Below are 11,930 nucleotides of genomic sequence, written 5' to 3' on the forward strand. Positions count from 1 at the left end.
GGCATCGTTTTACTGTGTCGATCGGTTGCCCTGTTCGGTGCGGAAGACCACCGTTCGGGGGAATGCGGAGTGTCTCCGTCATCACGATATTGTCGATCGTCGTCGTAGCGAAGGGGGCCGATCAATGCAGGTGAAGGGCTGGGTGGTGGAGAATCTCGGCAAGGCGCTGCGAGAGGCATTCTCACCGCCGCAGCGGTTCGACCAGTTCCTTATGTTTTCACTCGACCGTAACAGGCATGAAATATCTATGGCAGGCGATTACGTCGGTATCACGTACGACGTGATCCTGGCCGCGCAGGCCGAGGGTTGGCTGGTCGACCTGGTGGCCGCGGCGCGCCTGGCGCGGCCGGCGAACCCGGCGTTCGTGCAGGCCGCGCGCGAGGTCGGACTGACCACCGGCCGATCGGACCTGGAGCGCATCCTCAACACGTCGCTGCCGGAGACCGACTCGTCGCCGTGGCTGGCGCGTTACGGCGAGTTGGAGGGCCGCGTCTGCCGGGTCGAGGTGGCCGGCCGGCCAGTGGGCACCGGCTTCCTCGTCGGGCCGGACCTGTGCCTGACCAACCACCATGTCGTGGCCGACGTGCTGACCGGCCGGGCCCGCCCCACCGACGTGCGCCTCCGCTTCGACTATCGTCGCAGCCCGGACGGGCGGGAGATCAGCCCCGGCACCGCGTTCGACCTCGCCGAACCCTGGGTGGTGGGGTTCTCGCCACCCAGCTCGCTGGACGGCGTGGCCGAGCCGGGCGATGCGCAGCCGTCGGTGGACGAGGTCGACGTGGCGGTGTTGCGGGTGGCCGGCCGGCCCGGTGAGTATCCGCCCGGCCGGGTCGACGGCGTGGCCGGCACGCCGCGGCGGGGGTGGATCGGGGCCGTCGGCGCGGCGCCGGGCAAGGGTGACGCGCTGTTCGTCCTGCAGCATCCGGCGGGCGAACCGTTGAAGCTGGCCGTCGGCCCGGTGCTGAGCACCAATGGCGCCGGCACCCGTTTGCGTCACAGGGTCAACACCCGGGCGGGATCATCCGGTTCACCGTGTTTCGACGCGAATCTCGACCTGGTGGCCATCCATCACGCGGGTGACTCGTTGCATCCTTCGCAGGGCGACCCGCGGTTCAACGCGGCGGTGCCAATGGCGGCCATCACCTCCTGGGCATCCCGACAAAATCCACCCATCCCGCTGTTTCCGGCGGCGTGACCGGCAGGTAATCGCGGCTGCCTGCAGTTGAGTTTCTGGACGTTCGGTCGGGGTGCCGTTGTCCGCCGCCGTCATATCGTTGCGGGTGCGGAAGTCACCGCATCGACGAAAGGTGTCCGGGGCTCGTGATCGATGACAGCGCATTGGACGCATTGGACGACGCGCTCCGCAGCTGCATTGTCGACCTCAAATCTCTGGATCGACTGGTTTCCCGGGCGCTGGGTCAGTCGCCCAGGAACATCTACCCGGAGAACGTCGGGATCGACGAGGCCGCCACGAGGACCACCAGATGGTCACGGACCCACGGCAGGACCTGCATCCTGGTGCACACGGCAATAGGTCAGTTTCCTCTGCGCGTCGAACCGCGCGAGTGGTGCGCCCAGCGGTGCCCGAGCAGTCGGCAACGCAGGGAGGTGCTGGAGGGGCCGGCGTACTTCGACCTGAACGAGCTGCGCCGCAGGGTCGCCACCACGCTGACCGCGCGGGACTCCGGCGTCTTCGGCTTCTCCGTCGCGTTCACCGACGGCATGTTCCTCAGCGAGCTCGCCAGGTGGTTCGACCTGGACATCCTGCCTGGCGCAGACGTGCGGGCGACGTTGATGCTGGATCCGTTGTACGCGACCGCCAACTGGCGAACCAAGATGCTCGCCGGCTACGGCGACATCCTGCAGCAGCGCGACCTGGTCTGCCCGGTCCTGGTCACCGAGGACACGACCGCTGAGGCGTCGCAGCAGTTCTGGCGCGCCGCGCAGGACCACTACTCGGGCGGCCGCCGCACGCTCGTGCTGATCTTCAGCGCGTCGAAGCCGGCCCTGTTCCCGGAGGGGCTGGTCGAGCTGCCCGTGCCGGAGTTCGAGATCGACGACATCAACCTCTGGGCCCTTCGCCTGGCAAGCTACTGCAGCACCGACGGCAGAACCGCGGCGCGCCGCATCACCGAACGCATCCGGGAGGCCGCCTGGACGGACGGCCGCCTCGCGGTCCGCCTCGTCTACGAGGCCATGTCCGACGTGATCAAGGCGATCGACAACGACCCCGACGAGTTCCTCATGAGCCTGGAGAACGGGAGCGAGTAGTGGACTACCGGCACGACGTCGACCTCGGCACGCGGTTCCAGCAGGACGCGCCGGCGCCGACCGAGAAGACCATCGAGATTCCCGACCAGGATCCACTGCAGGAACACGCCTGGGAGAGCCAGGTCGTCACCCGCGAGCCGTACCGGGCGAGCAAGGAACTCGAGGACGCGGTCAACCTGGCGATCGCGTTGGGCCGGCCGCTGCTGCTGCAGGGCGACCCCGGCACCGGCAAGACCCGGCTGGCGCACGCGGTCGCGTTCACCCTCGGCCTGCCGCTGGAGGAGATCCACGTCAAGTCCACCACCCGCGCCCGCGACCTGCTCTACACCTACGACGCGGTGCGCCGGCTCTACGACGTGCAGATGAGCGGTCCGGACTCCGACGGCCTCGGCCGGGAGGCGGCGCCGTACGTGCGGCTCGGCCCACTCGGCCGGGCCATCGCGCGGGCGGCCTACGGGCGGCGTTCGGTGGTGCTGATCGACGAGATCGACAAGGCCGACATCGACTTCCCCAATGACCTGCTCCGCGAGCTCGACCGGCCCGCGTTCGAGGTCGCGGAGGTGCCGAAGCTGCGATGGCGCGTTCCGCAGCGGACGGGCCTGCGGCCGATCGTGATCGTCACCAACAACGAGGAGAAGGCGCTTCCGAACGCGTTCCTGCGCCGTTGCGTCTTTCACTTCGTGACCTTCCCCGAATCCCACGAGGATCTCGACGCGATCCTCAGTCTGCACAACATCGAACGCCCGGAACTGCGCGCACAGGTGGTCCACACGTTCCGCGAGCTGCGGGGACTGGACCTTGCCAAGCGACCCGGCATCAGCGAGCTGCTCGACTGGGTCAACTACCTCGACGCGATCGACGAACCCGTCGAGAACGTGGCGTCGGTGCCGCATCTCGGTGCCGTGGTCAAGCAGCGCGGCGACCAGCTGCGGGTGGCCGAATGGCAGCGGGGCAGGACTTCCCGGGACCCGCAATGAGCGCCGGTGCGCTGCCGGAGTCCGTCGACATGTTGATCCGGCAGTTGCGCGGACGCGGTCTGCCGCTCGGCATCGACGACTGCCAGGCACTGCGCACCGCACTCGGGGCCGGGTTCGGCTGGGGGTCGTCCCGGTCGTTCCACGACCTGTGCGTCGCGCTGTGGGCGAAGTCGCCCCGCGACGCCGCCATCATCGGCGCCGTGCTCGCACGGATCGACGTGACGCCGTGGCTCCGCGTCGATCCGCTGGCCACGGGCGACGCACCACCCGAGCCCGCCCCCGGATGGCCGGCGGACCCGGACCGGGCGCCGGACCGCATCCCGGACCCGGGGGCCGGACCTGAAACCGGACCCGACGACGACCCGCCGTCGGTCGGGCCCGCCCCGAGCCTGTCCGCGACGCCCCCGGCCAGCGGACTTCCGGGTCCGCCGCTGGTGCTCGTGCCGCAGTACCCCGTCACCGAACGCGAGGCGATACAGATCTGGCGCGGGCTGCGCCGCAACCGCCGGGAGGGCCCACCCGTGCAGCTCGACGTCGACGGGACGGTCGACCGGCGCTGCCGGCTCGGGCTGCCCACCCCGCCGGTGCTGCTGCCCGCCCGGTTGAACACGGCACGACTGACACTCCTGGTGGACCGCAGCGCCTCGATGATGCCGTACCACGAGTTCGTCGAGCACCTCGAGCACGCGATCGGGACCTCGGCACGGATGGCCCGCTGCACGATTGCCTACTTCCGCAACGTCCTCGGCCACAGCCAGCACCGCTACCTGCTCGGCGGCGACGGCCCGGTGGGCCGCACGGCGCTGGACGCGGTGCTGCCCGTGATTCCCGCCCTGCAGGACGGCACCGTGTTCCGCGACCGGGCGATGACCGCGCTGCTGCCGTTCGCCGAGCTCATCGACGGGTTGGACAAGGACACGGGCGTCGCAGTGGTCAGCGACGCCGGTGCCGCTCGGGGCGGACTGTCACCGGTCCGGCTCCTCGACAGCGTGGCGGGGCTCAAGGCGCTCACCGCCCGGGCCGGCGCGGTGGTCTGGCTCAACCCGTCACCCAGCGACCGGTGGCGGCGCACGACGGCAGGCCGAATCGCCCGGCACGTCCCCATGCACCCACTGACCGTCGACGGCATGCACCGCGCGGTTGACGTGCTCCGCGGCCGGCAGACCGCCGTGGAGCGTCCGCTGTGATCGCCCCGACCCGCCTCGCCCATGCCGCCGGCCTGCTCACCAGCGCCCGCAGCGCGCTGACCAACCCGGCCTTCGAACTCGCGTACCACATCGCCGTGCCGGTCGTCGTCACGCCTACGTTCGTCCACCTGGTGCGCACCAACTTCTTCCTCGATCCGCCCGCCGAGGTGACCTACGAGGACGAGGCCAGGCTGCTGCTGTCGGCGCTGTGCCGCGAGGTCGGCCAAGGCCTGTATGACATCGACCCGGACCTGCGCGCACTGCTGCTGGTCGGGCTCACCACCCGGTTCGGCGCCGACCGCCTTCGCAGTGTCGCGAGCCTACTGGAGCGGTATACCGCGCACGGCGACGTCTGGGGCGGGCTGCCCGAACTGGAACAGGCCCAACGGCTGACCGCGCTCAGCCTGCTCCGGCCCGCGGTGGCCAGAGCCTGGTTGGACACCCACGAGACGATCGCCGAAACCGACCCGCAGCTCGGACCGGAGTGGTGCGTCGCGATGCGCCGTCGCATTCACGACCAGCCGAGGCCGGAGCGCCGGCTGGCGGAGGAGATCGCCTGGACCTGGTGCGGGCCGGCGACCGGTGGGACCATTCCCAACGCGGCCGCGTTACGGGCTCTGGCGTCCCTGCCCGGGGTGGACCGCGACGGCGTCGTGTCGGCGCTGCGGGACATCCGGCGCGGCACAGCAGCAGACGACGACCAGCTGGACGAGTCGGTGAGGACGGTCATCGCTGCCCTGACCGATGTGGACGTTGCCCCGGCACGGCCCGCCGATGTGCCGTTCGCCCCGCTCATCACGCAACGCTGGCCCGTGTCGGGCGCTGCTTCGACCGTCCCGCAGCGGACCGCCGCGACGGCGCAGCCCGATGCCACGGACTCGACGCCGAGCACCAGGATCATGATCGTCGGTGCGCCGGGCGCCGGGAAGACCACGTTCCTGGTCAGCCTGAGCCTGGCGGCGATGAGTCACGGCACCACGGGCACGCCGTGGACGCTGTACCGCTCGGATGTCGACGACGCGGCCGCGACCACGCTGCGGCTGGCGACGGACCGGCTGGCCCACGGCCGGTTCCCGGCCCGGACTCCAACCGACCCCCTACGGTTCAGGCTGGTCGGGGAGGTCGGCGAACGTACCACGCAGAAGGGCTGGGCCGGCACACGCACCCCGAGACGCCAGGTTTCCTGCATCGTCGAGGTGTTCGACGGGCTCCTGCCGCGAGCCGGGGCGGACCCCGGCGCCGCGCCCGTCGATCCGATCGCCCAACTCGCCGCCACGGACGGCGTGGTCTACCTGATCGACCCGACCACGGAGCTGACCGCCGGCCCCGGCCAGGGCAGCGGCTTTGAGTACGGCAACGCGCTGCTCCAGGCACTGACGAGCGAGTTGTACCGGCAGGGCCGCCTGGACCACGGCCGGTTGCCGCAGCATGTCGCGGTCTGCCTCACCAAGCTCGACGATCCGCTCGTCTTCGAACCGCTCGTCGCGGCCGGCCTGGTGCGGCTGTCGGACAGCCGCGGCCCGTACGTCCCGGACGACCGGGCCGCGGACTGCCTCGACTGGCTCGGCTCGACCGCCCCCTCACAGAGCAACGTCTCGCTGCTGCTCGACGCGCTTCGGCACGCGTTCCCCCCGTCCCGGCTGACGTTCTTCGCCAGCTCGGCGGTCGGCTTCTTCCGCCCGCAGGGACCGTCGAGCCCCGCCGAGTACCGCAATGTGGTCACCCGCGGCGACGAACTGCGAATCCGCGGCCCGCTCCGCCCTCTGAACGTGCTGGAGCCGCTGATGCTGCTGGAACGCCGCGTCGCCGAGCGCCGCTGACCCGCGCTGACCCATCGACACCGCCGGGCCCGTGACAGCGCTACCCTGACGCACCTTCGAGGCGGGCGTAGACGTCGCCGGAGCGGCCGAGCGGGCGGAACCGGTGCAGCAGGCGCATCAGGTCGGCGCGGTCCAGCCAGCGCTCGCTGGCGAACCGCATCGTCTCGATCGGCGAGTAGTTGTAGCGGTACGGGCCGAGCCGCTCCACCACATCCAGCACCGCGACTGTGGCGTCGTGCGCGAACGGCAGGTATTCGAACGACAGCGCGCGCAACGGCGTGCTCAGGCCGGACAGCACCTCGATCTCGAAGCCCTCGACGTCGATTTTGCAGAACGCCGGCTCACCGTGCTTCGCGATCAGGTCGTCGAGCGTCACCACCTCGACCTCGATCGACCGGTCCCACCGTACGCGGGCGAAGCTGCGGTCCTCGCCGACCGTCTCCATCCACGAGGACGACATCGACGAGACGGTCGGGGTGGCGCTGGACAAGGCCAGGTGGGCCGTCCCGGGCCGGGCGCCGACCGCGCCCGGCACGATCGTGACGGCATCGTCGCGGCCGAAGAACAGCCGCAGCACCTTGAGGCAGTCCGGCTGCGGCTCGACCGCGATCACCTTGGCGCTGAGTTTCCGCCACGCGCGCACCCGGCTGCCCACGTGGGCGCCGATGTCGAAGCCGATGTCGCCCGGACCGAGAAACTCGCTGTAGAAGCGGACCATGTTCCGGTGCCGGCCCGGTATGCCGTGGTACATGGCCAAGGATCGCCCGATCCCCCAAGCCCTGCTGAACATCAGGCACCTCCTCGAGCACCGTAGCGGTCGCTCAGCGCGTACCGCAGCAACACCACGTCCTCGATCTGCTGGACGTCCATGAGCGTGGCGCGGCACCCGGCGTTCCACGGGAAGTCGCCGTCACCGACGAAGCGCGGCGCCTTGGAGTTGCCGACGAAGAACGGTGCGACGACCAGCTGCGCCTCGTCGGCCAGCCCGGCGGTGAGGAACTGTGTGTGCATGCTGCTGCCGCCCTCGACCATCAGCCGCCGGATGCCCCGCTCGGCGAGGTCGGCGAGCAGGTCGAACAGGTCGATCACCTTACCGGCATCGACGACCGTCGCGACCCGACCGAGCCGGGCACACGTTTGTTCCACGACCGGCGAGGCGCAGTAGACGATCTTGTCGACGTCGCCGGCGGTGAAGAACGCCGCGTCCGGGTCGAGGTCGCCGTGCGCGGTGAGCGTGACCTTCGCCGGTGATGGCGGCAGGCCCCGGGCGGCGCGCGCGGCGCGCCGGTCGGGGGAGCGCACGAGCAGCCGCGGGTTGTCCTGGCGGATCGTGTGCGCGCCGACGAGGATCGCGTCGCAGCCGGCCCGCACGGCGTCGACCCGGTCGAAGTCGGCGTCGTTGGACAGCAGCAGCCGCGTCTCGGTGGCGTCGTGGATGTAGCCGTCGATCGACATCGCGCAGCTCAGCAGCACGTACGGTCGTTCTCTCACAGATGCCTCGCTACGGGGCATGGCAGGCCCGGTGGTCATCGGCTCGGTGCTCATCGGCTCAAGGGCCCGAAGGCGGTCAGGAACCGGTCGCGGAACGTGTCCATCTTCCAGACCGGAGCCTGCGGGTCGGGTCTGAGGCCGTCCTGCCAACCCCAGCCGGAGATCCGCTCCAGCACGGCCGGGTCGCGGGCGACGATCGTGATCGGCACGTCGCGGCTGGCGTTCTCGCCGGTGATGACCGGCGCCGGCTGGTGGTCGCCGAGGAAGACCATCACGAGATTGTCGTCGCCATACGTCTGCACGTAGGAGATGATCACACCGAGCGAGTATTCGATGGTCTGCCGGTAGTCGGCCCGGACCTGGGCGCCGGTGCGCTCCAGGACGCCGTTCTGGCCGCCGCCACCGAACGTGGAGCCGTCACCGATGCCGCTGTAGTCGACGAGCCGCGGGATGGGCGTCCACGGCGCGTGGCTGGACAGCAGGTCGATCTCGGCGAAGAGCGGCGGGCGGTTCGGCGCGGTCCGCTCGAGGCGCTGGAAGGCCGAGAGCGTGTATTGATCGGGGATCGAGGACAAGGCGTACGTCGGGCCGCGGTACCCCATGCCCCTGGAGTCGTAGATCTTGTCGTAGCCGTAGATCCGCCCCTCCGGCCAGTCGCGGGTGTTGGCCGGCGCGAAGCAGACCGTGCGCCAACCCGCGCGCTTGAACGCGCCGCCCAGCGTGAAGCGGGTGCTCGACGTGAACTGCAGGTAGCGCTGCTGGTTGTCGATCCACAGCCCGGACTGCAGCGTCGAGTGCGCCAGATGGCTGCCGCCGCCGGTGGCCGCCGACGTGAGGAACGCGCTGCGGGAGCCGAACCCGGCCGCGTCGAGCTGCCGCGTCCCCGCGTCGAGCACGGCGTTGACCTGCGGCGCGTATTCCGGGTTCTCCACCGCGTCGCGCCCGTAGCTCTCGACGAACGTCACGACGACGTCCTTGCCCCGCAACGCGGTGAGCAGCTGCGGGCCGAGCGAGTCGCGGAACGCGTCGACCGACGCCTCGGCCGCGAACGTCCTGCGGTCTCCGAAATCCTCCTGCACCAGGCGCAGATGGTCATACACCGGACCGGCGGCGTTGGTGGCGGCCACCGGCAGGCCGGCGACGACCTGCAGACCGAACACCGCGCAGCCGAGCCACGCCACGGTGCGGATGCTCGTGGCGCGGTGCCGCACCACGATGCCGGTGAGGCGAAGGACCGCCAGCGGCACGAGCACGAGCAGTCCGAGGACGAGCACGACGACACCGATGACCGCGCCGATCGCGCTCGGTCGGCCGATCGAGTCGGAGAGCACCTCGACCGCGGGCCCGAACAGCCGCCAGTCGAGCATCGGGTCGAACGGCCGCGCGAACGTTGCGAAGAAGCCCATGTCGAGCAGCTTCAGGATGCTCAGCAGCGCCAGGGCCACGCCGGCGACGACGGCGCCGATCCGCCGCGCGCGTCCGGGCAGCAGGAGCAGGGCGGCGACGCCGGGCAGCGCTTCCACCGGAAAGCGGACGAACGGCCGGCCCGGCTGGTTCGGCGCCGCGAGCGCGACGAGCACGAGCAGCGCGGCGAGCGTCGTCGCCGTCCACGCGACCACCGCCTTGGCCCGGCCGGTCCGCGGAGCCGCACCGGGCCGGCCCTGGTGCCGCGGCGCTACGGGATCCGCTGCAGCGTCTTCGTCGGTACCTTGCAGCACAGTCGTCATCCCCCGAACGGCGACACGGCGAGCCGGGCAGCCCTGGTCGCCTTCGCCGCGAGGTAACCGACGTTCGCCGGCGACCGGTACACGCCCGTCGGCACGCATTCGGTCACCGTCACCCCGAGCCTGCTGAGCTGGTCTGACTTGTCCGGATTGTTGCTGAGCAACGCGATGCGGTCGGCGCCGAGCGCGCCGAGCATCTGCGCCGCGACGGTGTAGTCGCGCTCGTCCTCCCGATGCCCCAATGCCAGGTTGGCCTCGTAGGTGTCCAAGCCGGTGTCCTGCAACGCGTACGCGTCGAGTTTGGCGTACAGGCCGATGCCGCGCCCCTCCTGCCGCAGGTACAGCAGGTAGCCACCCACGTCGGCGATACGCTCGACGGCCTCGCGCAGCTGCGGGCCGCAGTCGCAGCGTTGGCTGCCGAACACGTCACCGGTCAGGCACTCGCTGTGCGGGCGGACGAGCGGCACCCGGTCGTCGGTCAGCCGGCCGAGGCCGAACGCGAGGTGCTCCCGCGCGTCGACGAGACCATGGAACGTGAAGACGCGCGCGGTGGCGGCGAACCCGTCGGGAAACCGGAGCGGCACCGTCACCTCGGTGCGGACTGCGGCGGGCAGGAAGTCAAACACGGGTCTCCTCAGGACGGTCACGGGCGCGCCGGGCAAGCACCAACACCGCGGCTCCGGGCAGGGTCGACACGAGTGCCAGCGCCCCGTAGACCATCGCGGTCGCGACACCCTGGGTGGCGCTCAGGCCGGCGGCACTGAACGCCCATGCGGCGACGCCTTCGCGCGGACCGAAGCCGCCGACGTTCGCCGGCAGGACCATGGCCAGCAGGGCCAGCAACGTCAGCGGCACCAGCTGGGACAGCGGCGCGGTCGCGCCGGCCGTGCGCGCCGCCACCAGAAACGTCGCGAGGTTGCCGGCGAGGACCACGGCGGTGGCCAGGAGGACGCCGACCCACTTGCGCCGGGCGATCAGCCCGTCGCGGATGTCGGCCTTCGCGGTGCGGAGCGCACGCAACCAACGCGCCGGGCCGCGCTCGGGCACGAACCGGGCCAGCAGCACGGCGACGAGCGTCGCGACCACCGCCAGCGCGACCACGACCGGCAGGTACCGCCGGATCGGCGACGGGAACGCCAGCAGCACCACGGTCGCCAGGAGCACCGAGATGACCGTGCCGGCGGCGCGCTCCCACACGACCGCGCGGATGCCGCGGCTCACGTCGCCGGAGTCCTTGCCGTGCCGCATCGCGCGGTGGACGTCACCGAGCACACCACCCGGGAGCGTCGCGTTCAGGAAGGTGGCGCGGTAGCAGTGGGCCACCGCGGTGTGCAGCGGCAGGCGCACCCCGAGGCCGCCGGCGACCAGGCTCCAGCGCCAGGCGCAGGCCCACGTGGTCAGCACGCCGATGCCGAGCGCAGCACCGAGCGCGGGGGCGTCGATCAGGCGCAGCCCGGCAACGAACGGGCCGCCGCCCAGCCGCCACAGCAGGGCGGCGAGGATACCGACCCCGGCGAGCGGGTGTACCCAGGAGCGGATCGACCGCGGCACCGGACCTCCTTTGCGACAGGGGCTTCTCGTCTGAGGTATACGTACGCGGACGGCCAGGGGTTCATTCGCCGCCGGCGAGGAGGTCGTCGTGGTGCACCACGACCCCGAGCCGTCCCGCTGCCGCCTCGGCGAGCCGGCGACGACCGTACTCCTCCGCCGGCCCGACCAGGCCCGGTTCCTGTTCGCACGCCGCGCCCAGCCACCCGCGGAACCACTCGGCCGTCAGGGCACCGTGGTCGGATCCCAAGCGCCAGGGACTGGGCCGGACCAGCACCTCGATGCCGTGCCGGCCGAACGCGTTGATCGTCGCCTCGACCGCGTCCGGCCCGAGCAGCGACCGGCCGCCGGCGGTGCGGCGCTGGTGCGCGTTGAACGCCTCCATGATCGCCGCGTCCAGCGGGTCCGGCGGGTCCAGCTCCACCCGGCCGGTCACCGAGATCGTGAACAGCGTCGGGAACCCGGCGCACGCCGCGGCCACGCGCTCGACCTCGTCGGCGGTGAACATGTCCAGGAGCGCCGACGCGGTGATCAGGTGAGCGCCGTCCAGATCGTCCCTCGTGAGCCTGGTGATGTCGCTTTGCCGGATCTGTACCGTCGCGCTCTGGCCGATCTCCGCCCGCTCCAGCAGGTCTGCGTCGCGGTCGTAGAGCACCCAGTGCTGCGGACCCGGCAGCAGCGGTGCCAGCCAGCGCCCCATGGAGCCGGTGCCGGCGCCGAGGTCGTGGATCACCAGCTCCGGGCTGCCCACGAGGCGGGCCCGGAGCCGTTCGACGAGTTCGACCGATCGGGCCGCGGCATCGGCCGGCTCCCGCAGCGCCAGCCATTCGGGGGTGACGCGGCTCATGCCGCCACCTCCGCTGCGCTCCGGCGTCGGCCTGAGCTGAACCTGTCACATGATGAGCGGCCCGA

General features: G+C 71.2%; 11 protein-coding genes. 5 read left to right on the forward strand and 6 right to left on the reverse strand.

The genetic code is table 11. The features are described from left to right. Window positions 1–124 precede the first annotated feature (124 nt). From ACFPIJ_RS43380 to ACFPIJ_RS43400, 5 genes are all read left to right on the forward strand, one after another. The gene (locus tag ACFPIJ_RS43380) at window positions 125–1,195 is read left to right on the forward strand and encodes an effector-associated domain EAD1-containing protein (RefSeq protein ID WP_380124753.1); all 1,071 of its coding nucleotides are present in this window, start codon (window positions 125–127) and stop codon (window positions 1,193–1,195) included. A gap of 413 nt (window positions 1,196–1,608) precedes the next feature. Next, window positions 1,609–2,271, forward strand: coding sequence for a hypothetical protein (locus ACFPIJ_RS43385; RefSeq protein ID WP_380124755.1), 663 nt, complete (start codon window positions 1,609–1,611; stop codon window positions 2,269–2,271). Further along, entirely contained in the window at window positions 2,271–3,248 is a 978-nt protein-coding gene (locus ACFPIJ_RS43390) for an AAA family ATPase (protein ID WP_380124757.1), read from the forward strand. Before ACFPIJ_RS43385 ends, ACFPIJ_RS43390 begins: the two co-directional genes overlap by 1 nt. After that, entirely contained in the window at window positions 3,212–4,435 is a 1,224-nt protein-coding gene (locus tag ACFPIJ_RS43395; protein ID WP_380124759.1) for a VWA domain-containing protein, read from the forward strand. The genes ACFPIJ_RS43390 and ACFPIJ_RS43395 overlap by 37 nt, the downstream gene beginning before the upstream one ends. Beyond that, entirely contained in the window at window positions 4,432–6,255 is a 1,824-nt protein-coding gene (locus ACFPIJ_RS43400; protein ID WP_380124761.1) for a hypothetical protein, read from the forward strand. The genes ACFPIJ_RS43395 and ACFPIJ_RS43400 overlap by 4 nt, the downstream gene beginning before the upstream one ends. Window positions 6,256–6,295: 40 nt before the next feature. Here the strand turns inward: ACFPIJ_RS43400 and ACFPIJ_RS43405 are convergent, their stop codons facing one another. From ACFPIJ_RS43405 to ACFPIJ_RS43430, 6 genes are all read right to left on the reverse strand, one after another. Beyond that, on the reverse strand, window positions 6,296–7,045 hold the full coding sequence (locus ACFPIJ_RS43405) for an FkbM family methyltransferase (protein ID WP_380124763.1): 750 nt from the start codon (window positions 7,043–7,045) through the stop codon (window positions 6,296–6,298). After that, window positions 7,045–7,746 carry a RibD family protein gene (locus ACFPIJ_RS43410; RefSeq protein WP_380124765.1) on the reverse strand — a complete coding sequence of 234 codons (702 nt, stop codon included), beginning with the start codon at window positions 7,744–7,746 and terminating at the stop codon, window positions 7,045–7,047. Before ACFPIJ_RS43410 ends, ACFPIJ_RS43405 begins: the two co-directional genes overlap by 1 nt. 50 nt (window positions 7,747–7,796) lie before the next feature. Continuing rightward, window positions 7,797–9,473 (reverse strand): alkaline phosphatase family protein, encoded by a 1,677-nt coding sequence (locus ACFPIJ_RS43415; RefSeq protein WP_380124767.1) that lies wholly within the window; start codon window positions 9,471–9,473, stop codon window positions 7,797–7,799. Next, window positions 9,470–10,096 carry a GTP cyclohydrolase II gene (locus ACFPIJ_RS43420; protein ID WP_380124769.1) on the reverse strand — a complete coding sequence of 209 codons (627 nt, stop codon included), beginning with the start codon at window positions 10,094–10,096 and terminating at the stop codon, window positions 9,470–9,472. Before ACFPIJ_RS43420 ends, ACFPIJ_RS43415 begins: the two co-directional genes overlap by 4 nt. Next, on the reverse strand, window positions 10,089–11,021 hold the full coding sequence (locus ACFPIJ_RS43425) for a lysylphosphatidylglycerol synthase transmembrane domain-containing protein (RefSeq protein WP_380124771.1): 933 nt from the start codon (window positions 11,019–11,021) through the stop codon (window positions 10,089–10,091). Before ACFPIJ_RS43425 ends, ACFPIJ_RS43420 begins: the two co-directional genes overlap by 8 nt. A 61-nt stretch (window positions 11,022–11,082) precedes the next feature. After that, complete coding sequence (locus ACFPIJ_RS43430; RefSeq protein ID WP_380124773.1) at window positions 11,083–11,865, reverse strand: class I SAM-dependent methyltransferase; 783 nt, start codon at window positions 11,863–11,865, stop codon at window positions 11,083–11,085. Window positions 11,866–11,930: the final 65 nt, after the last annotated feature.

It is taken from the genome of Dactylosporangium cerinum (genome assembly GCF_042653625.1).
Taxonomy (GTDB): Bacteria; Actinomycetota; Actinomycetes; order Mycobacteriales; family Micromonosporaceae; genus Dactylosporangium; species Dactylosporangium cerinum.

What these genes read in the sequence shown, in the direction of transcription:
- ACFPIJ_RS43380 (WP_380124753.1), top strand. Translation starts at nt 125, where the DNA reads ATGCAGGTGAAGGGCTGGGTGGTGGAGAATCTCGGCAAGGCGCTGCGA.
- ACFPIJ_RS43395 (WP_380124759.1), top strand. Translation starts at nt 3,212, where the DNA reads ATGGCAGCGGGGCAGGACTTCCCGGGACCCGCAATGAGCGCCGGTGCG.
- ACFPIJ_RS43405 (WP_380124763.1), bottom strand. Translation starts at nt 7,045, where the DNA reads ATGTTCAGCAGGGCTTGGGGGATCGGGCGATCCTTGGCCATGTACCAC.
- ACFPIJ_RS43415 (WP_380124767.1), bottom strand. Translation starts at nt 9,473, where the DNA reads ATGACGACTGTGCTGCAAGGTACCGACGAAGACGCTGCAGCGGATCCC.
- ACFPIJ_RS43430 (WP_380124773.1), bottom strand. Translation starts at nt 11,865, where the DNA reads ATGAGCCGCGTCACCCCCGAATGGCTGGCGCTGCGGGAGCCGGCCGAT.